This window comes from Microbacterium sp. NPDC019599 (assembly GCF_040632175.1).
Taxonomy (GTDB): domain Bacteria; phylum Actinomycetota; class Actinomycetes; order Actinomycetales; family Microbacteriaceae; genus Microbacterium.
The window spans coordinates 185,421-205,713 of record NZ_JBEYBL010000006.1 but is presented as its reverse complement, the minus strand read 5'-3'; the positions used below and the strand labels follow the sequence as shown (position 1 = coordinate 205,713).

Sequence of the window (20,293 nt, the reverse complement as noted above, 5' to 3'; positions counted from 1 at the left end):
CCATGGCGGCCGGCCACCGAGACCGCGCACAGGGGCATGGCGCCCTCCGAGCGCGGATCGTCGCGCGTGGCGGATACGCCGCGGTGCTCGTCGCCGTCGCGGCGGTGCTGACGTTCTGGTCGATCATCACGCCGCTGCTGTCCGGGGTGGACGAGCCGGCGCACTTCAACTCCGTGCTGCGACTCATGCAGGGCGGTGGCTGGCCGGCCCCGCAGACGGCACCCTTCATCGAGGGCACACTCGTCGCCATGCAGGAGGCCGGGAATCCCCTCGAGGGGCTCGAACCGCTCGATCCGCTGCCGGAGCCCGAGAATCGGTCGAGGATCGTCGGCCTCACAGCGGCGGGACTCGACGGCGTGCAGGACATCGACTGGATGACCCAGCACCCCCCGACGTACTACGCCGCCGTCGCCGCGGCCCTCACCGCGCTCGGGGGCGGTGAGTGGCGCTGGGACCAGCTCGTGCTCGGCGCCAGGCTCGTCTCCGTCGCGATGGTCGTCGGTGGCATGGCTTTCGTGCTGGCGACGATCCGACGTGTCACCGCTTCGAGCGCCGCGACGATCGTGGGCGGTCTCGCCGTGATGGCCGTTCCTCAGTTCTTCAACGTGCTGAGCCATGTCACCAGCGACGCGCTCACCATGCTGGCTGCCAGCGGACTGATGTTCTTCCTCGCCCGTGCGCTCACCCGCGAGCCCGCCCGCAACCAGGGTCTGGTGCTCGATGCGGTCGGTGCGGGGCTCTTCCTCGGGCTCGGCCTCGTCACCAAGGGGACGCTTCTCACTGCGATACCCGCGGTTCTCATCGTCTTCGTCGTTGCGGGGATCGGGCAGCCTGCGCCGTGGTGGCGCCGACTCCTTCCGGCTGCGACGGCGATGTCGATCGCGCTCGTCCTCGGCGGCTGGTGGTGGGTGCGCAACCTTCTGGTCCACGGCGAACTCCAATCGAGCAATTCCGGCACCGGCCGCGAAGACGAGGCGTTCGACGGCTACCGGACGACGGACTTCGTGCAGCGGGTGTTCTGGCGGCTCGTCCGCAGCTACTGGGGTTCGATCAACGAATCCCTCGCGCTGCCGACCTGGCTCCTCGTCACGCTGACAGGGCTCGTGGTCGCGGCGCTCGTCTTCGTCCTGATCCGATCGCAGCACCGCCTCCTGGTGGCCCTTCTCCTGCTGCTGCCGCTCATGACCGCGGGCCTCCTCATCTTCCACGCGTGGGAGGTCTTCTGGAACACGGGCCGGATCGTGGGGATCCAGGGCCGATACTTCTTCCCGTCGATCACCATGTACTCGCTCGTGATGGCTCTGGCGTGGCAGCTGCTCTTCGAAGGTCGCCGCTCGACCGCTGCGCGCGTGGCTTCGACGTCTCTCGTGGGGGCGCTCTTCGTACTCGTCGGCGCCTACGGCGCGGTCTTCGCGTATCGCGCTCGCTGGAGCGGCGAGCCGGGCGGGTGGTCCCGGATGGCCGCGGCATCGGGAGTGGACCCGGTGATCGCGGGGGTCATCGTCGCCGTGGCCGTTCTAGCGCTCGCCGGAGCGATCGTCTGTGCTGCGATCGCGGTTCGTGCTCGACCGGCGCCTGCGCCGTCGTGGAGCGTGGGCGGGCAGTCCGGTCTCGGTGGGTCGCGGGGCCGGCCGAGTGGCGCAAAGTAATCTTCTCTGGTGTCGAACTACCTCGCCGTCGTGGTCTCCGCACGCCACGAGAAACGGCTCCGCGCGTGGCTGGACCGCCGGTCCGAGCCGGACGAGGTGTGGTCGGTTCCGCTCCGGGCCCGCCGCACGCTCTACATCGTCAGCGCCGGGGTGCAGGACTCGCTCGTCGACGCCGGATTCTTCCGCGGGCACCTCGTCTCGCACGAGCACGAGGTGATGGTGTTCGGTGCCGCAGGCTGGCGGGCCGCGCCGCCCGCGGTGAAGCGCGATGGCTCTGAGGCCGTGGGGGAGTTCCTCCGCTTCTCCTGGACGCGCGATCGGGTCGACGTCTCGCGCGACTTCTTCGGCAACGCCCGTCTCCTGCACACGGAGGGCCCGGGCTTCGCCGCGTTCTCGGACTCGATGCTCGTCCTCGCGTCGCTGCGCCGCGCCTTGGGTGCGCCCGTCACCGCGTCCGAAGAGGTGCTCACCGCGCGTGCCGCGCCGAGCCAGATCGCGGGCCAGCAGATCTCACCCGAGACCATGATCGACGAGATCGCCTTCGCGCCGCCGTGGGCCCGGATCGGCGTGGACGTGCCCCGGCTGCACGTGGACGTCGCCGCCTCCACCGCGACTCGGATGCTGGGCGGGGGGCGTCCGCTCGACGAGCGCGAAGTGCTGCGCAGAACCGCCTCGGCGATGACGCGCACGGTGTCCACTCTCAGCGTGATCCCCGGCTGGGCACCGGTGCTTCACCTGTCGGGCGGGCTGGATTCCCGAGCGGTGTTCGCCTCGATGGTGGAGAGCGGGAACCTCCGAGACTTCGCCTACATCAACCGGACGCGCTTCGGCGATGTCACCGACCGGGACAACACCGTGGCGCGCGCTCTCGCCGCCGGCTACGGGCTTCCCGCCTCTGATGTCGACGACGACGCGGCGTGGCGGGAACCCCGACCGGTCGATGGCCTCCGGCTGTGGGGAGCCAGCCTGGCCGGCGTGTATGACGGACTCGGACCGCTGGGGCCGCGTCGCCGGCGCAGTCGCGAGTTCGAGCTGTTCGGGCTCGGTGCGGGAGCACACAAGGGGGGCTGGGGCTGGTGCGATTTCGGCACCCTCGCCGAGCGCGCATCCCACCCGGGCACAATTCGCGATGCGCTCGTCGCGCAACTCGACCTCTCCGCCGAGGGTCTGGGCGTCGAACCGTCCGCGCCGAATGCCAGCGAGCTGTACTACTTCGGCTACCGCAACGGCATCCACTCGGGCGCCGAGCACATCGGCCTGCACATGACCGGCGTCGCGCCACTGCAGAACGTCGAGTTCGCGCGCCTCGGCCACTCGCAGACCCCGGACGGCTCCTTCTATGGAGTCCGGGACGGCATCCTCTCCCTGACGGCGCTTCTCAGTCCCGAGGCGGCCGTGTTCGAGTACGACCGCCCTCGCCACGATTGGACGCTCTCGCGCGCGGGGGAGCGTCAGAGCGAGCTGGGCGGACCGCTGACGGACGGCGAACGGAAGCCGTACACCGTCTGCGGATCGCCCGATGCCGTGCCCCAGGGGCCGACCCGGCTCGCCTTGCGCCTCGCCGAGGCCGCGGGCATGCCCGACTCAGCCGACTGCGAGTCCGCGCTCGCGTACTCGGAGTCCAACCTCGAGCTGCTCTCCGGCGACCTGGCCGGCGTCTATCGCGACGTGCTCGCCAACGCGCGCTGGCGCCTGGGCCGGAGCGGGAACGACATCTTCGGCGCCGAGCTGCCCCTCGCGCGCACGATGATGCTCGGCATCCTGCGCCCTGTCGCCTGAGGCGGGCTCAGACCGTCTCGAGCGCCGGCATCGGCTGCCACGACCGGTCGCGCGCGATCGTGCGCCCGTCGCGCAGGCCGCGGAACAGGTTCGAGGTGCCCCGGACGGTGCGCTCGACGAAGAACAGGCGGATGAGCTCCTTGCCGAACGTGAGCGCCGTGCCGAGCCCGAAGAGGAGCGGGCTGTAGACGTCGAGCGCCCGGTAGTACCGCTTGATGATCGCGCGGTTGCGCATGATGTAGTACCGGTACGCGTTGCTCGACGCGTTCATGTGGCGCACGCCCATGTCCCACTGCTTGATCTCGCGCGTGCGGCGCAGCACGAACTCGTCCACGATGACCGAGCGCGTCTTCCTCGAGGCGAGCCAGCCGTAGACCTGGTCGTCCCAGTAGATGAAGAAGCGCGGGTCGGGCAGGCCGACCTGCGTCACGATGTCTCGGTGGATGAACATGCCCTCGAAGCATCCCGAGTTCATCGGCTTGAACCCCGACTCGTCGAAGCTCGCAGGGGCGAAGGGGATCGGGATGCCCATGCGCTCGGCGATGCGGTACTGCCAGTAGAACTCGCTGCCGTCGTAGTCGTAGCGCCGGCCCTGGATGCTCTTGAAGCGGGGCGCCCACTTGCCCATCTTGGCGAGGCCGTCGGGGAGGACCTCGACGTCGTCGTCCATGAGCCACATCCACGTCGAGCCGAGCTCGTAGGCGACGCGCATTCCCTCGCTGAAGCCGCCCGAGCCGCCGGTGTTGGTGTCGAGACGGCGATACACGAGCTCCGTGCCCAGGCGCGCGCGGAACGACTCGACGACCTCGGTCGTGTCGTCGACGGAGGCGTTGTCGATGATCACGACGTGACCCGGCTTGGGGTCCATCACGACGATGCTCTCCAGCAGCCGCGTCAGCAGCCCGGAACGGTTGAACGTGACGACCGCGATCGTCGCGGATGCCGGGTCGAACGCGGCCGCGTCGGATGCCATGTCGCTCATCGGGTCGCTCCGAAGGTCTTCTGCCACGCCTCGAGCGACGTGAGCTCGGGCATGGCCTCGCGGTAGCGCTTCGCGAGCGCCGGCCATTCGCGCCGGAGTCGGCGGTGCAGGCGGAAGCTGTCCAGCAGCATGCGGCGGTACCGGGCGCGATCGCGCGTGTAGATGTTCTTGCCCGAGCCGTCCGCGGCGCTCACGAGCGCGCTGTCGAACAGCGGGAGGCGCCACCAGTACGCGTCGCCCTTGCCGAACTCCACCTCGGGCTGCGTGAGGTTCTCGGGCCGCGGGGCGTGCAGCCAGTGGGACACGAGGGTGGATGCCGTGAACCACCGCAGCCGCATGCCCGTGGGGCTGTCGTACTCGTGCGAGCGCCGGTGCTTGAAGACCTGCCGGCCGCGGCGGGAGCGCAGCGGGACGCCGGAGTCCTTGTGGACGACCGTCTCGGGGAACTCGGCCGCGAGCGCCCGCGCGGAAGGCATCGCCGTCGCGAGGTTCCCGCGCATGTGCTCGGGGCCGGACAGTATGTCGCGGAGCGCCCGGTGGCGGAGGGCGACGGGGTAGTACTGCATCATCATCAGATGCTTGAGGTCCATGCGCCGGCTGTGCCGAAGGAGCGTGCCGCCGTTGGGGGCGCCCGAGTGGAGCAGCCCGCCGACGATGCGGTTGCGCGCGTGGAAGTAGGCCTGCCAGTCGATCGTGTCGTCCTTGCCCACCCATGAGACGTGCCACAGGGCGACGCCGGGCATCGAGACCGTCGGAACCCCGGCCTCGCGGGCGCGCAGGCAGAACTCCGCGTCGTCCCACTTGATGAAGGCGGGGAGGGGAAGGCCGACCTGCTTGATCGTCTCGACCGGGATGAGGCACATCCACCAGCCGTTGTAGTCGGCATCCAGCCGCATGTGGAGCATGGGCGTCTGGCGGAGGTTGGACGCGCTGAAGTCGTGCGGCAGCTTCTCCTGGTAGACGGTGCGCCACATGAAGGGCTGTTCGTCGACGACCTCCGCCCACGCGTGGAGCTTGGGGCGGTCGAGGAGGTCGAACATGTGCGCGCCGACGATCGTCGGGACGGCGCAGTAGCGTCCGAAGACGACCGAGCGCCGGACCGACTCGGGCTCGAGCCGGACATCGTCGTCGAGCAGCTGGACGAACTCCGCCTCGCCGCGCTCGAGCGTCTCGGCCATCGCGCGGGCGAACCCGCCCGAGCCGCCCAGGTTGGGCTGCGTGATGATCTGCAGCGTCTCACCGAGGGACGCCGCGACCTCGGCGTACTCGGGCTGGGCCTCGACGCGACGATCGCCCTGATCGATGATGTAGATCCGGTCGATGAACTCCAGCACCTCGGGCTCGGCCGCGAGGCTCATGAGGGTCCAGATGCAGTAGTCCGGCTTGTTGAACGTCGTCGTGCCGATCGAGGCCTTGCCCGTGCGCACCGGCTCCTGCTCGGTCGTCCACTCGGCGCCCTCGAAGGTCGCGTTCTTCTCGTCTGCGACGACGTCGAACCAGATCCAGCCCCCGTCGCTGAACTGATCGAGCACGAGGTCGAACGTCGTGGTCGACTCGCCGTCGACCTCACAGGTCTCGACGCGCTGGCGCACGCCGGAGCCGTTCGAGCGGTAGACGAGGATCGTCGCCGGGCCGGACATGCGCACGGTCAGCTGCACGTCGCGCACCGACGTCCAGTGCTGCCAGTACGAGGCGGGGAATGCGTTGAAGTAGGTGCCGAACGAGACGCGGCGGCCCGCGACGATCCGGGCGCGGCGGCGGTCGAGGATGTTGCCGAGGTGCGCGCGGTTGGAGACGCGGACGGGCTCCTCGTCGATCACCGACCAGATCTCGGGGTCGACGTAGAGGGGGAGGAGATCGGGGTCTCGATCGTGGGGGAAGACGACGTTCTGGAGGACGTGGGGCACGTGGGTTCTCCGAATGGGGGCAGCGGGCGCCGAGGCGTCGGGGCCGAGAAGGGATCCTACCGTGACGAGCTTCGAGCGACCTGGCCGGTCGGTCAGGGACCGGGGTTCACGTGCGGCAGCTCGGGGTCGTCCTCCGGGAGCTCCATCCGCTCGCGCCAGGACCGCGACTGCCCCGCGCGGACGGCGCACAGCACGAGCAGGAGCCAGCCGAACCCCCACAGCGTGAAGCTCTCGAACATCGAGTCGACCAGCAGTGCGACCAGGATCAGGGGCGTCCACGCGTAGATGATCGACCGCCGCTCGCTCGCCACGAGCCACGATCGCACGAAGGCGAACCCCGCGAGGGCGAGGAAGAGCACGAGGCCGATCCAGCCCAGCTGCAGGAGGACGTCGAAGTACGCGTTCAGCGCCGAGGCGTGCGTCTCGCCGGCGCGGAAGTTGATGACGATGAAGGGCACCTCGCTGGGCGTCCACGGGCCGAACCAGCCCCAGCCCTGCACGGGGTGCACTCGGACATACGTGAGGATGTTCGCCCACAGTCCCGCGCGCGTCGAGAAGTCGCTGCCCGCGCCGAGCCACGCGATGATGGGATGCCGCGCCGCATAGCCCGCGATGAGGCCGACGACGAGCACGGCGCCGAGGACCCACTGCAGCGGCGTGCGCTGATGGGGGCTGGCCCGCCGCACGATCGCGAGGGCGCCGGCCGCGACGGCGACGGCGGTCGCGAGCACGACGACCGTGGGCGAGTCCGACAGCACGGCCAGGACTCCGCCGAGCACGACCGAGAAGAGCGACACTCCGGGGCGCACGGACTGCGTGCGGTATTCGACCAGGAACGTGATGAGGGCGAGGACTGCGGCGAATCCGAGCAGATTGCGTGTGCCGAAGATCCCCTGGACGGGGCCGAACTGCGCGATGTTCCCCTGGATGCCGAGGAAGCGCAGGGGAAGGTCGAGCAGGATGCCGGACAGCACCTCGAGCGCGAGCGAGACCGACAGCAGCACGCGCATGACATCGCCGAGCGCCCGGACGGTCTGCAGCGTGTCGCGGACGTGCCCGATCGTGACGGCCAGGAGGGCGAGCCCCGCGAGGGCGACCCAGCTCCAGAGGCTCCGCGTCGCATCCGTGCTCCAGAAGACGCTCGCACCGGCCCAGCCGACGAAGAGCACGAGCGTCGTGGGGACGAGCCGGACGAGCGAGATCTCGCGGCGGCGGGCGGCCAGCATCCCGATCGCGACGACGCACAGTCCCGCGACGATCGTCGCGTACGTGACCCGGCCCGCGGTGCGCTCGATCGCGACGGCGCTGAACACGGTGCCGAAGACCGTGAGCGTGAAGGCCCGCGCGAGCGCGGCGGAGGCGAGCAGCCCGCCGAGACCGCGCGACGCGACCGGCTCGGTCACGTCGCCTGCTTGGTGAGCTCCCCGCGTTCGATCGCGAGGGTCTGCTCGGCGGGACCGACGCCGATGTGGGGCGACTGCTTGATCTTGAAGCTGAACATGACGACGAACATCCAGCCCCACAGCAGCAGGGGCCCCGACTCGGAAACGCCCTGGACGAGGAGGATCGCGCCGACGAGCGACGGGAGCAGCGACATCGCCGAGTAGGGGCGGTCGGCCTTCAGGTCCCACCGCGGCCGGTCGACCGCGAAGAACCACGCGCGCCACACGAACGCGAGGTAGGTGAGCGAGATGAGGACGAGGCCGATGATGCCGAGCTGGAAGTAGACGTCGACCCACATGCTGTGCGCCTGCATGACGGACACGCCGTGGTCGATGATCCAGCCGTCGAATGCCGGGTCGCTCGGGTTCCACGGGGTCGCGTAGCCCCAGCCCGTCCAGGGCCGCTCGTTCGCCTTCTCGAGCACGACCTCCCAGATCCCCTCACGGCCCGTGAGGTCGGAGTCGCGACCCACGGCGCTGAAGATCCAGTCGCGCAGGAGCCACAGCGCCGCCGCGCCACCGAGGCCGATGACGGCGTACCCGATGTAGTACGGCGTGCGCTGCCCCGGCCCCTTCGTGCGCCGCATGAGGAGGATCGTGATGAGCACGACGCCGACCGCCGCCGCGGCGATGTAGGTCGTCGCTGAGCCGGCGCGCACGAGCAGATAGGCCGCGAGTCCGATCCAGATGTACATCAGGATGCGGCGCGGCCCTCCGGACGCGATCCGGATGGCGAACACGATGATCGCGAGGAGGCACAGGGGGCCGAGCAGGTTGGCGTTGCCGAGGATGCCCTGCAGGCGCCCGCCCTCGAAGAGGTTGTTGCGCGACCAGTATTCGATGGGGTCGACGTCGCGGTCGGGCTTCGGCTGGAACCCCGGCATGACGGCGTGCCCGATGAAGACCGAGACGAACACCTCGAACGCGAGCGAGAGCGCGAGCACCCACTTGAGTGCCGAGGCGATGGCGCGCACGAGCTCGCGCCAGGTCAGGACGCTGCCGACGAAGAGCGCCTGCAGCGTCGTGATCGCCAGGAGCAGGAGCGTGAGCGCGGTCGTCTGGGGCCACGCCGTCCAGAAGATCGAGAGCCCCGCCCACAGCGCATACGCGAGCGCGAACTCCGGCAGGCGCCGCCATTGGACGTGGGGGCGGATGACGAACCACAGCCCGAGCGAGACGACTCCGCTGCCGATCGCGACGAACGCGGCGCCGCCTTCGTCGAACGCATGGACCAGCGCCGTGCCGGCGAGGGCCTGGAAGAGGACGAAGATGCACCACGCGCGCATCATCAGATGACCCGTCGTCTCGCGGACGGGTGCTGCCGGCGGCGCCGACGCAGGGTGCTTCGAATGGACCGCCATCGTTCCATCAGGGTACCGCGAGGCGTCTTCCCGGCCGGGAGCGAGGGGCCTCGCGGCCATGAATAGGCTGGAGCCATGCTGGTGCCTCTCGTGAACGAGCCGCGCGACTACGCCTGGGGGTCCACGACCCTCATCGCCGAGCTGGAGGGGCGTGCGCCGAACGGCCGCCCCGAAGCCGAGGTCTGGTACGGCGACCACCCGGGCGATCCCGCCGTCGTGCCGGACGGCCGCGGGCTCGGCGAGTGGCTCGGAGAGGAGGGCGTCGCGACGGGTGCGCCGCGGCGGCTGCCCTACCTGCTGAAGGTGCTGGCCGCGGCATCCCCCCTCTCGATCCAGGCGCACCCGTCCAAGCGCCAGGCGGAGGAAGGGTTCGCGCGCGAGGAGGCCGCCGGGATCCCGCGGGACGCCGCCGAGCGCACCTACCGCGACGACAACCACAAGCCGGAGCTCATCGTCGCCGTCAGCGAGACGTTCACCGCTCTGGCGGGCCTGCGCGACATCGACGCGACGCGGCGCCTGCTGGCGGAGCTGGGCGACGCCGCCGAGCCGCTCGCTGCACGCCTGGCGGGGTCGGTCCCCACGCCCCCTCCACCCGGCGCCGACGCGCCGGGCGGAGCCTCCGGGCGCGTGGGCCCGGCCGCGGAATCCCTCCGCGACACGATCGCGTGGCTGCTCTCCGGCACCGCGCACGCCGAGGTCGAGGCCGTCGTGGCCGCGGCCGCCACGGCCGCGAGCGAGGAGTTCGCTGCGGACCTCGCGCTGTCGCGGCACCTGAACGACGCGTATCCCGGAGACCCCGGCGTCGTCGTCGCGCTGCTGATGAACCTCGTCGAGCTGCGCCGCGGCGAGGCGATCTTCGTGCCCGCCGGCGTCCTGCACGCCTACATCGCAGGCCTGGGCGTCGAGCTCATGGCCGCGAGCGACAACGTGCTGCGCGGCGGCCTCACGCCCAAGCACATCGACGTCGCGGAGCTCCTCTCCGTCCTCGATCCCACGCCCGGGCCGCCGCCCGTCCTCCGGCCCACGCGCAATGCCACCGGCCTCGAGCGCTTCGCCCCCGCGGGCATCGCCGACTTCGCGCTGCTGCACACGCGGGTGGGTGCGGATGCCGAGACCGAGGTCGCGCTGGACGGAGTGGCCGTCGCGATCGTGACGTCCGGGGAGGTCGAGGTCGAGGGGGCCGTCACCGGGATCCGCGAGACGCTCATCCCGGGCCGGGGCCTGCTCGTGACGCCGGACGAGGGATCGATCCGCGCGCGCGGGACGGGCGAGCTGTTCGTCGCGACGCCGGGGCGCTGAACGGGTCCGCGGGAGCGGGTCCCCACTGGGCCCGGACCGGATGCCGCCCGCATCCGCGCCATGCGTTATCCGGGCGTGACACGCCGTCGGCGCGTCGCAAACCCTCAAGGGTTGGGTGAGGCTTTAAAGTTCGCGACTTGACCGCAGCGAATTACACGGGTGTAATTGCTCGTACACGCGGACCAGCGTGTGGGGGGCTCACAGGTGGGAGAACGAGATGGCGGGCTCACAGTACCGTTCCGGCGTTCCCGACAATTGGTTCGTCGATCCGGTCAATCTCGGTGTTCCGGGGGTGCGGCGGCCCGTTGAGGGCGACGAGGAGAATCCTCTCGGGTGGCAGACCGACGCGCTGTGCGCGCAGACGGATCCGGAGGCGTTCTTCCCGGAGAAGGGCGGCTCGACGCGCGACGCCAAGCGCATCTGCACGTCGTGCGATGTGCGTGACGAATGCCTCGAGTACGCGCTCCAGAACGACGAGCGCTTCGGGATCTGGGGCGGTCTGAGCGAGCGCGAGCGTCGCAAGCTCAAGCGCCGCGCGAGCTGAGCGGGAGCCTTCCGCGATCCACGGCACGCGGCGCGTGCGCCCCTGTCGACGGATGACGCGCGCCTAGGCTGACGACGTCATGCCGGGCCGAATTCACGCGATCCTCGTCGTGCGCCCAGATGGGCGCACGCCCGCTGCGTACCACCTCCGCCGGACGCTCGCAGCCCTCGCGGCCCAGACCCGGGCGGTCGACGAGCTCACGATCGTCGTCTGCGGCGAGGACGAGATCGTCGCCGAGGCCGCGGCATCCGCTCCTGCCGAGTCCGTCATCACGGCGCCGGCGCGCACGCGGTTCGCGGAGGCGACCGCGATCGGGACGCGGCGTGTCTCGGGCGACGCGGTCTGGCTGCTCGCGCAGGACACGACGCCGGAGCCCGACGCGCTCGCGCGGCTGGCGGGAGCCCTCGAGCTCGCGCCGTCCGTCGCCTACGTCGCGCCCAAGCTCGTCCGCGCCGACGACCGGTCCTCGATCGTGTCGCTCGGCATCACCACGACGCGCTTCGGACGGGCCGTGGGGCTCGCGGACGGTGAGCTCGATCAGGGACAGCACGACATCCGCGAAGACGTCTTGGGCGCCGACGTGCGCGGCATCCTCGTCCGTGCCGAGGCATGGGAGATGCTCGGCGGTCTCGACCGCGCACTCCGCGGCGCAGACGAGGGGCTCGACCTCGGGGTCCGGGCGCGTCTGGCGGGATCACGCGTCGCGCTCGTGCCGACGGCGCTCGTCGCGGTGTCGGGGGACGGAGTCGCCGGGCCCGCTTCGGGCGTCACGCGGGCGCGGCGCATGCAGGTCGCGATCGCGGCGCGCACCGCCCAGCTGCACCGCCGCCTCGCCTACGCGCACCCCGTCGCGCTGCCCTTCCAGTGGCTCGCGCTCGTGCCGCTCGCGATCTGGCGCACCCTCGCGCTCCTCGTCGGCAAGCAGCCCGGCCTCATCGGGCCCGCTTGGGCCGCGACGGCGCTCGCCCTCGTCCGCGTGGGCGCGATCGCGCGCTCGCGATCGCGGATACGCCGCACCCGCACGACGTCGTGGGCGCAGCTCGCGCCGCTGCGCGTCACGCGCTCCGAGCTGCGCGAGCGGCTCGAGGACGGCCACGAGCAGCTCGGCGAGGTGAGGCGCCGCGAGCTGCGGTTCTTCGCCGGGGGCGGCGCGTGGCTCGTGCTCGCGGCGCTCGTCGCCTCGGTCGCCGCGTTCCCGGCGCTCCTGGCCTGGAACGTGCTGGGCGGGGGAGCGCTGCAGCCGCTGCGGGCGACGGTCGCCCAGCTGTGGGAGGACACGCTGTACGGCACTCGGCCGCTGGGCCTCGACGTGATCGGCCCCGCCGACCCCTTCGCCGCCGTCGTCGCCCTGATCGGCTCGGCCTGGCCTGCCGAGCCGTCCCGCGCGCTCGTCGTGCTGTGGGTGGTCGCGCTCCCGCTCGCGGCGCTCGGCGGCTGGTTCGCCGCGACGCGGGTGACCGAGCGCCCCGTGCTGCGGATCGCGGGCGGCGCGGTGTGGGCGCTGGCTCCCACGTTCCTCACGGCGCTCGTGATCGGCCGCCCCACCGCCGTCGTCGCGCACCTGCTGCTGCCCTGGCTGCTCTACGCCGGCGCCGCGGCGCACCGCTCGTGGGTCGCGGCGGGAGCGGCATCCGTCCTCTTCGCGGGTGTCGTCGCCTGCGCACCGTCGCTCGCCCCCGCGCTCGTCGTGCTGTGGGCCGTCTCGCTCGTCATCACGATCGCCCGGCGCGCCGGCCGCGGCGCCGCGCAGCTCGTGTGGGTGGTCGTGCCGGCGGCGGCCCTCGCGGCGCCGCTCGTCTGGTACCAGGCCGTCGAAGGCACCCTGTGGGGGCTCGCGGCCGACCCCGGCGTGCCGTGGGCGGGACCCCAGGTCGCGCCCGACGTGGCAGGCCGGGCGCTGCTCGCCGCGGGCTTCCCGACGTCGGACCCGGGCGGCTGGCAGGGCTTCCTCGGCCCCGACGCCCCGACCTGGTGGGTGCCGCTCCTCGCGGCCCCGCTCGCGGTCCTCGCACTCGTGGCGGCCGTCACGCAGCGATGGGCGGCCGGAGTCGTCCTGCTCATCGTCACGGCCTCCGGCGTCGCGACGGCCTTCGCGGCGGCGGCGATCGGGGTGGCCTTCGCCGAATCCGCGACCGTGTCGGTGTGGCCCGGCTCAGGCCTCAGCCTCGCGTGGCTCGGAGCGCTCGGCGGCGCCCTCGTGGCGCTGGACTCGGGACTCGCGCCCCGGATGGCGGGCGTCCGCGCCCTCGTCGCGGTCGTGGTCGTCGCCGCCGTCGCGGTCCTCGCCGTGCCGGCGCTCACGGCCTCGGCACGCGGTGCGACCTTCCTCGCGAATGGGCCCGACAGCACGCTGCCCGCCTACGTCGCGGCCGAGGGGCGTGACGATCCCGACGTCGGAACCCTGGTGCTCACGCCGCAGAACGCGGGCGGCGTCGCCGCGGGCGTCGTGTGGGGCGGGAGCGAGACGCTCGGCGGGCAGTCGACGATCGTCGCGACCGAGACCCAGGCGACACCGGCGGATCGCACCCTCGCCGACATCACCGCCGACCTCGTGACGGGATCGGCGGAGGATGCTGTCGCCGACGTCGCGGCCGAGGGCATCGGGTTCGTCCTCCTCGCGCCCGCCGCGGCGCCCGAGTCCGCAGCGGCCCGCACCTTCCGACTCTCCGCGCAGACGGCGCTGGACCAGAGGGACGGCCTGGACGCCGTGGGAGACACCCCGAAGGGCACGCTCTGGCGGGTGACGGCGACGCTCGCGTCGCGCGCCCAGGCCTCCGATCCCGGACTCACACGCGGCATCGCGATCGGCCAGCTCATCGCGCTGGGCGTCGCGCTCCTGCTCGCCGTCCCCACCGCGTCCGCACGCCGCGCCGCGCAGCGCACGCCGCGCGTCATCGGCCACTACTGGCAGGAGGGGCGATGAGCGATCGGCGCACGTTCCGCTGGGCCACGACAGGAGCCAGGATGCTGGCCGGCACCCTCGTCGCGGCGGGCTTCGCCGTCGCGGTCGTGACGGGTGTCGTCGTGCCGTGGCCCACCCTCGCGCGCGAGCCCGTCGAGCTCGTCGCGACCCCCGCGCCCGACGCGACGGTCCTCACGTGCTCGGGATCGCTCCTGGCACTCGGGCGCGATGCCGCCGTGGCCGAGAGCATCTCGGTCGCCGCCGGACAGACCATCACGTCGGCGGTGCGCGACCCGTCGCAGCCGCTCGCCGAGTCGCAGCTCGTGCCGTCCACGGCGGGCTCGGTGGTCACCGTGCTCACGGTCGAGCCGCAGGGGCGTTCGCGGACGGATGCCGCGGCCACGGGCTCCGCGTCGGTCGCGGACGACGACCTCGCCGGGTACGCGGCCACGCCGTGCCGCCAGCCGCTCATGGAGTCGTGGGTCGTCGGCGGATCCACGACGACCGGGGCGGCCGACATCCTGCTCCTCGGCAACCCGGGCGACGTCGCCGCGACGGTGCAGCTGACGGTGTACGGGACGGCCGGTCCCGCCGTGCCGCCCGGCGGCGAGGTGGTCGTGGCGCCAGGCAGCCAGCAGGCGATCCCGATCGCGGGCCTCGCCCTCGGGGAGGAGAGCCCCGTCATCCGCGTCTCGGCGACCGGGGCTCCCGTGACGGCGGCGCTGCAGGCGAGCATCCAGCGGACGCTCGAGCCGGGCGGCGTCGATGTCGTCGGCGCGATCGAGGCGCCGCAGCCGCACCTGGTGATCCCGGGGCTCTCGGTCGTCGAGACCGATGGCCCGCAGATCGACGCCGCGACGGTCCTGCGCCTGCTCTCACCGTCCGCCGACACGACCGCCTCCGTCAGCGTGCTGCCGACGGGCGCCGCACTCGAATCCGTCGAGCCGCAGTCCGTCGCGCTCACCGCGGGTCTGCCGCTCGATCTCGACCTCGGCGGGCTCGATCCGCGCGAGTACACCGTCGTGGTCGACGCCGAGGCGCCGCTCGTGGGCGCCGCCTGGCAGACGACGGGGTTCGGCGAGGGCGCGGACTTCGCCTGGTACACGCCCGCCCCGGACATCGCCGTCCCGAGCCTCTTCGCGACTCCGCCGGGGCCGTCCGCAGCGCTGTCGGTCGTCAACCCGACGGACTCGGACGTCGACGTCACGGTCGACGCGATCGACGGATCGAGCTCGACGAGGGTCACGATCGCCGCGGGCCGGACGGCCCGCTTCGGCCTGCGTCCGCAGACGGTCTACGCGCTGGACACGGCGGGCGGCACAGTGCAGGCGGGCGTCTCGCTCACGGGCGAAGGCGCGCTGGCGGGGTTCCCCGTGTGGTCGGCCGACACGGCCGCCGAGCCGATCCTCGTCTACCCGTAGTCGCGCGGGGCCTATCGGGTTTCGAAACGCCCGCCCTTCGGGCGGGCTGCTCGACCTTGCCCCAGCTCGCGTCAACGCGTGCTTCGCTCGCCGGGCCCACGGCGCGACGGGCCCCGCGCGTCGCGAACCGACGTGTGGGGTAGCGCTGGGGATGACCCGACCCGCGGCAACGTCAGAAGTACCGGAATCGCTCCGGCCCGAGGTCCCACGGGTCGCGGTCGAGGTACTCGGCGGCGGCGCGGAAGACGCAGCCCTCGATCATCATGCGGCGGTGCAGGTCGTCGTTGCGATGCAGGTGGCTGAGCCGTTCGATCGGCAGGCGGTACAGGATGATGCGCTTCTCGTCCGAGAGGACGTGCCAGCGCGGGATCCCGTCCTGATCGGTCGAGGCGGGCATGTCGGCGATCTCGAAGCTGACGTCGCGCAACTCCTCCCACGCCGACCGGAGGAACTCGGCTGCGGTGCCCACGGCGAGGTCGAAGCGGTCGACGCGCGTGTCGAGCGGAGGCAGCGGAGGGCGCACGACGGGGCTGCGTCCCTCCCGGCCGTGGCGGCCGTGGCGCGCGGGGCGCCGAGCCTTCCGGGCAGCATCCCTCGTTCTGCGCCACGCCATGCAGCAATCCTAGGCGGGCGGCCGGGCACCCGGCCGGCGCGTGTCGAGAACGCGCGGACGACCGCCGAGCGCCGCGAGCGGGCGTCGTTCGCACCGTCTCGACCGGGCCTCGCGCGACCGGGCGGCGCGGCATCCCGCTGCGTGGGGATGCCGCCGATAAGGTCGGGGCGATGCGCGAGAGACTCTGCTCCAAGGTGGGATGCGCCCGCGAGGCGGTGTCGACCCTCACGTACGACTACGGCGACCAGATGGCCGCGCTCGGACCCCTCGGCCGCGACGGCGATCCGCACGCCCACGACCTGTGCGCCATCCACACGGACCGCCTGTCGGTGCCCAAGGGCTGGGTCGTCGTGCGGCACGAGACCCTGCGCGTCTGACCCCGCGGTCCGTCAGCCCCGGCATGGGAGAATGGGCGGATGCCGACCTCATCGCCCGTCGCCACGCCCACGGTCCCGCAGCCCGCTGAAGGGGCCTCGACCCCTGAGCCCGTCTCAGCGTTCGACGTCGCCGACCTCTCACTGGCCGAAGCGGGGAGGCACCAGATCCGGCTCGCCGAGAACGAGATGCCGGGCCTCATGGCCCTGCGCGAGGAGTTCGGGCCGGCGCAGCCTCTCGCCGGCGCGCGCATCGCGGGATCGCTGCACATGACGGTGCAGACGGCGGTCCTCATCGAGACGCTCGTCGCCCTCGGCGCGCAGGTGCGGTGGGCCAGCTGCAACATCTTCTCGACGCAGGACGAGGCCGCCGCGGCGATCGCCGTGGGCCCGACCGGGACGGTCGACGCGCCTGCGGGCGTGCCCGTCTTCGCGTGGAAGGGTGAGACCCTCGAGGACTACTGGCGCTGCACCGACCGCATCTTCGACTGGTCGGCGGAGGGCTTCGACGGCCCCAACCTGATCCTCGACGACGGCGGCGACGCGACCCTCCTCGTCCACAAGGGCGTCGAGTTCGAGAAGGCCGGCGCCGTCCCGGACCCCTCGGCAGGCTCGGGCACCGGTTCGGAGGTCTCCCACGAGTACGGCATCATCCTCGACACGCTGCGTGCGAGCCTCGAGCGTGATCCGCAGCGCTTCACCCGTCTCGCCGAGGGTCTCATCGGCGTCACGGAGGAGACGACGACCGGCGTCCACCGCCTGTACGAACTCGCGGCATCCGGAGAGCTCCTCTTCCCCGCGATCAACGTCAACGACTCCGTCACGAAGTCGAAGTTCGACAACACGTACGGGATCCGCCACTCGCTGCCCGACGGCATCAACCGCGCGACCGACGTGCTGATCGGCGGGAAGGTCGCGTTCGTCGCCGGCTACGGCGACGTCGGCAAGGGCTCGGCGGAGGCCCTGCGCGGCCAGGGCGCGCGCGTCATCATCGGCGAGATCGACCCCATCTGCGCGCTGCAGGCCGCGATGGACGGCTTCCAGGTCGCGACGCTCGAGTCGGTCATCGACCAGGTCGACATCGTCATCACAGGCACCGGAAACACGCGGGTCGTGACGCCCGAGCACCTCCTCGGGCTCAAGCACCTCGCGATCGTCGGCAACGTCGGTCACTTCGACGACGAGATCGACATGGCGGGTCTCGCCGCGATCCCGGGCGTGGAGAAGATCGAGATCAAGCCTCAGGTGCACGAGTGGCGCCTGCCGAACGGACGCAGCGTCCTCGTCCTGAGCGAGGGACGCCTCATGAACCTCGGCAACGCGACGGGCCACCCCTCGTTCGTCATGAGCGCGTCGTTCTCGAACCAGGTCCTCGCCCAGCTCGAGCTGTACACGAAGCGCGAGGAGTACCCGATCGGCGTGTACACGCTGCCCAAGACCCTCGACGAGAAGGTCGCCCGCCTGCACCTCGCGGCACTCGGCGTCCAGCTCACGGTCCTGACCGACGAGCAGTCGGCCTATCTCGGCATCCCGGTCGACGGCCCCTACAAGCTGGACCACTACCGCTACTGACCTGCCGTCGCGCGAGACTTCACGTTCGGGGCCCGGCACGCCGTGGCGGAGCCCCGTTCGTGAGGTCTCGCGCGCAGGGGCTCAGCGCGACGGGAAGCCCCGGGGATCCCCGGACCCGCCGGCGGTGAGCGCCGCCACGCGCTGCGTCTCGAGCCACAGCGCGCGCAGTTCGCGGTCGCGGCGGACCGCGACGACGCCGCGCAGGAACGTCTCGGGGTCGACGGCGGGCACGGGCGCGACGTAGCTCCGCGCCTCGGAGGCGAGGGATGCCGCCACCCGCGCGCGTGCCGCGGGCTCCATGCTCTCGGCGTGCGACACGAACTGCGCCGTCCGGCGCGCGAGCCGGTCGGGCAGCCGCGCGACGTCGGCGAGCGTCGCCCAGTGCACCAGAGCGTGCGGGACGCCCGGCGCAGAGGGCGGCAGCGACGGCGTGCGCGTGCGCTCGGCGTACGTGCCGGCCATGAGGTCGCCGAGGCGCTGCGAGCGCGGCGTGAAGGCACCGACGATCGCCGCGACGGCGCCCGCCGTGAACCAGATCTCGAAGAGGCCGACGAGGGCCCGGATGAACGCCTGGCGGAATCCCGATGCGCCGCCGTCGAGGCGGACGACGCGGCCGCCCACCGCGAGCTTGCCGAGGCTGCGCCCGCCCGTCGCGGTCTCGACGACGGTGGGCAGCACGATGGTCACGAGGACGAGGCCCGCGATCAGCAGGATGGGGAAGACGGCGTCGTCGACGATGCTCGATCCGATGAGCCACGAGATCGTGAGCCCCAGGAGCAAGAGCAGCGCAAGGGCCAGGACGACGTCTATCAGGCATCCGAGAGCGCGCAGGAAGAACCCGATCGGCTGGACGTCGAGAGCGACCGCCTCGCCCGTGAGGATCTCGTCCTGCCGCACGTCCACGACGATGGGAGGCGAGGCCTGGGGCATGGGTACAGTAAACACCAATGGACCTCGACGCCCTCACGACCGCCCGGCGCGCGGAGTGGGCCCGGCTCGACGAGCTGAGCCGCTCACGGTCGCTCACGGGGCCGGAGGTGGACGAGCTCGTCACGCGCTATCGCGCGGCCTCGGCAGACCTCGCCGACATCAAGACGTCCGCGGGTCGGACGGCCCATGGGGACCACGTCTCGACGATGCTCGCGCGGGCGAGGCTCCGCCTCACGGGAGGACCGGAGAACGTTCTGCGGCAGATCCCGCGGTTCTTCGCGCTTCAGCTGCCCGCCGCGCTGTACCGCGTGCGCTGGACGACGCTCGTCATCGCCGTCGCGTTCGTCTTCGTCGCCACCGTCGTCGCGCTGTGGATCTCGGGCGACCCTGCGCTCGTGGCCACGCTGGGCAGCGACGCGCAGCTGTCGTATTACGCCGAGAACGAGTTCACCGGCTACTACAGCGAGAACCCCGCCGCCGTGTTCGCAGGGACGGTCTGGACCAACAACGCGTTCATCGCGGCCCAGTGCGTCCTGTTCGGCATCACGGGGATCTGGCCGCTCCAGGTGCTCGTGCAGAACGCCGTGGGCGTCGGGACGGCGGCCGCCGTCATGATCGCGTACGACCGCGGCGACGTCTTCCTGCTGTTCATCCTCCCGCACGGCCTTCTCGAGCTCACGAGCATCTTCGTCGCGGGCGCCGCGGGCCTGCACATCTTCTGGGCCTGGGTGGCACCGGGGAGGCGCTCCCGAGGCGAGTCGCTCGCCGCGGCGGGCCGCTCGCTCGCGACGATCGCGATCGGGCTCATCCTGTCGCTCGCCCTCTCCGGGCTCATCGAGGGGTTCGTGACCGCCCAGCCCTGGCCGTGGCCCGTCAAGATCGGGATCGGGGCGGCCGCTCTCGCGGCGTTCCTCGTCTACATGCTCGTCGTCGGACGCCGGGCGTACCGGCTGGGCGAGACGGGCGACCTGACCGAGTTCGAGACGGGGACGCCGACGCTCGTCGCGGGGTGAGGCGCAGCATCCGTGTTTTGAGTCATTCAAAACAGCGGTAGAGTCGGAGACGTGACCTCCCTCGAGACTCCCGTGCTGGATGCCGCCGCGCGCATCCGCGCGTCGGGGCTGCGGGTCACCGAATCGCGGCGGGCCGTCGTGGACGCGCTCGGCGAGCGTCCGCACGCGAGCGCCGACGAGATCTTCGCGATCGTCGCGCGCTCCGTGCCCGGCACGAGCCTGCAGTCGGTCTACAACGCGCTGAGCGACTTCGCCGACGCGGGCCTCGTCCGCCGCATCGAGCCGGCCGGCCGTCCGGGCCTCTTCGAGCTGCGCGTCGCCGACAACCACCACCACCTCGTGTGCTCCAGGTGCGGCGCCGTGGAGGACGTCGACTGCGTCGTGGGCGCACCGCCGTGCCTGACCCCCGCTGACGCGCACGGGTACGCCGTGCAGGTGGCCGAAGTCACGTTCTGGGGCATCTGCCCGTCGTGCGCGGCATCGGGATCCTGAGTCTTCCCCTCTG

Annotated in this window: 16 protein-coding genes; 10 read left to right on the top strand and 6 right to left on the bottom strand. The window is 71.9% G+C overall.

The window, feature by feature from the left end:
* Window positions 1–2 precede the first annotated feature (2 nt).
* Together ABZ477_RS12590 and ABZ477_RS12585 are read left to right on the top strand one after the other, a co-directional pair.
* The gene (locus ABZ477_RS12590; RefSeq protein ID WP_360133242.1) at window positions 3–1,649 is read left to right on the top strand and encodes a DUF2142 domain-containing protein; all 1,647 of its coding nucleotides are present in this window, start codon (window positions 3–5) and stop codon (window positions 1,647–1,649) included.
* A 9-nt stretch (window positions 1,650–1,658) separates the two neighbouring features.
* A complete protein-coding gene (locus ABZ477_RS12585) occupies window positions 1,659–3,428 on the top strand; it encodes a hypothetical protein (protein WP_360133239.1) in 1,770 nt (589 codons plus the stop codon).
* A gap of 7 nt (window positions 3,429–3,435) precedes the next feature.
* Here ABZ477_RS12585 and ABZ477_RS12580 read toward each other — a convergent pair whose 3' ends face one another.
* The 4 genes from ABZ477_RS12580 to ABZ477_RS12565 all read right to left on the bottom strand — a co-directional run bounded on the left by ABZ477_RS12580 (window position 3,436) and on the right by ABZ477_RS12565 (window position 9,120).
* Window positions 3,436–4,401 carry a glycosyltransferase gene (locus tag ABZ477_RS12580; RefSeq protein ID WP_360133435.1) on the bottom strand — a complete coding sequence of 322 codons (966 nt, stop codon included), beginning with the start codon at window positions 4,399–4,401 and terminating at the stop codon, window positions 3,436–3,438.
* Between the two features lie 5 nt (window positions 4,402–4,406).
* Complete coding sequence (locus tag ABZ477_RS12575; protein WP_360133236.1) at window positions 4,407–6,317, bottom strand: glycosyltransferase; 1,911 nt, start codon at window positions 6,315–6,317, stop codon at window positions 4,407–4,409.
* Between the two features lie 92 nt (window positions 6,318–6,409).
* Window positions 6,410–7,720, bottom strand: a complete 1,311-nt coding sequence (locus ABZ477_RS12570; protein ID WP_360133233.1) for an O-antigen ligase family protein — start codon at window positions 7,718–7,720, stop codon at window positions 6,410–6,412.
* Window positions 7,717–9,120 (bottom strand): O-antigen ligase family protein, encoded by a 1,404-nt coding sequence (locus ABZ477_RS12565; RefSeq protein WP_360133230.1) that lies wholly within the window; start codon window positions 9,118–9,120, stop codon window positions 7,717–7,719. Before ABZ477_RS12565 ends, ABZ477_RS12570 begins: the two co-directional genes overlap by 4 nt.
* A 75-nt stretch (window positions 9,121–9,195) precedes the next feature.
* Here ABZ477_RS12565 and manA point away from each other — a divergent pair, with 75 nt between their 5' ends.
* The 4 genes from manA to ABZ477_RS12545 all read left to right on the top strand — a co-directional run bounded on the left by manA (window position 9,196) and on the right by ABZ477_RS12545 (window position 15,286).
* The gene (gene manA, locus ABZ477_RS12560; protein ID WP_360133227.1) at window positions 9,196–10,419 is read left to right on the top strand and encodes a mannose-6-phosphate isomerase, class I; all 1,224 of its coding nucleotides are present in this window, start codon (window positions 9,196–9,198) and stop codon (window positions 10,417–10,419) included.
* Window positions 10,420–10,636: 217 nt separating this feature from the next.
* A complete protein-coding gene (locus ABZ477_RS12555; RefSeq protein ID WP_360133224.1) occupies window positions 10,637–10,963 on the top strand; it encodes a WhiB family transcriptional regulator in 327 nt (108 codons plus the stop codon).
* Window positions 10,964–11,042: 79 nt separating this feature from the next.
* The gene (locus ABZ477_RS12550; RefSeq protein ID WP_360133221.1) at window positions 11,043–13,886 is read left to right on the top strand and encodes a glycosyltransferase; all 2,844 of its coding nucleotides are present in this window, start codon (window positions 11,043–11,045) and stop codon (window positions 13,884–13,886) included.
* A complete protein-coding gene (locus ABZ477_RS12545; protein ID WP_360133218.1) occupies window positions 13,883–15,286 on the top strand; it encodes a DUF5719 family protein in 1,404 nt (467 codons plus the stop codon). Before ABZ477_RS12550 ends, ABZ477_RS12545 begins: the two co-directional genes overlap by 4 nt.
* 172 nt (window positions 15,287–15,458) lie before the next feature.
* On the opposite strand, the gene ABZ477_RS12540 is transcribed toward ABZ477_RS12545, so the two are convergent.
* Window positions 15,459–15,899, bottom strand: a complete 441-nt coding sequence (locus tag ABZ477_RS12540; RefSeq protein WP_360133215.1) for a metallopeptidase family protein — start codon at window positions 15,897–15,899, stop codon at window positions 15,459–15,461.
* Window positions 15,900–16,069: 170 nt separating this feature from the next.
* On the opposite strand from ABZ477_RS12540, the gene ABZ477_RS12535 reads away from it, so the two are divergent.
* Window positions 16,070–16,276 carry a DUF3499 family protein gene (locus ABZ477_RS12535; protein WP_360133212.1) on the top strand — a complete coding sequence of 69 codons (207 nt, stop codon included), beginning with the start codon at window positions 16,070–16,072 and terminating at the stop codon, window positions 16,274–16,276.
* A gap of 39 nt (window positions 16,277–16,315) precedes the next feature.
* Complete coding sequence (ahcY, locus tag ABZ477_RS12530) at window positions 16,316–17,845, top strand: adenosylhomocysteinase (protein ID WP_360133209.1); 1,530 nt, start codon at window positions 16,316–16,318, stop codon at window positions 17,843–17,845.
* A gap of 81 nt (window positions 17,846–17,926) precedes the next feature.
* On the opposite strand, the gene ABZ477_RS12525 is transcribed toward ahcY, so the two are convergent.
* Window positions 17,927–18,775 carry an RDD family protein gene (locus ABZ477_RS12525; protein ID WP_360133205.1) on the bottom strand — a complete coding sequence of 283 codons (849 nt, stop codon included), beginning with the start codon at window positions 18,773–18,775 and terminating at the stop codon, window positions 17,927–17,929.
* A gap of 17 nt (window positions 18,776–18,792) precedes the next feature.
* On the opposite strand from ABZ477_RS12525, the gene ABZ477_RS12520 reads away from it, so the two are divergent.
* Together ABZ477_RS12520 and ABZ477_RS12515 are read left to right on the top strand one after the other, a co-directional pair.
* A complete protein-coding gene (locus tag ABZ477_RS12520; protein ID WP_360133202.1) occupies window positions 18,793–19,788 on the top strand; it encodes a stage II sporulation protein M in 996 nt (331 codons plus the stop codon).
* 51 nt (window positions 19,789–19,839) lie between these two features.
* Window positions 19,840–20,280 carry a Fur family transcriptional regulator gene (locus ABZ477_RS12515; RefSeq protein ID WP_360133199.1) on the top strand — a complete coding sequence of 147 codons (441 nt, stop codon included), beginning with the start codon at window positions 19,840–19,842 and terminating at the stop codon, window positions 20,278–20,280.
* The last annotated feature ends 13 nt before the right edge of the window (window positions 20,281–20,293 follow it).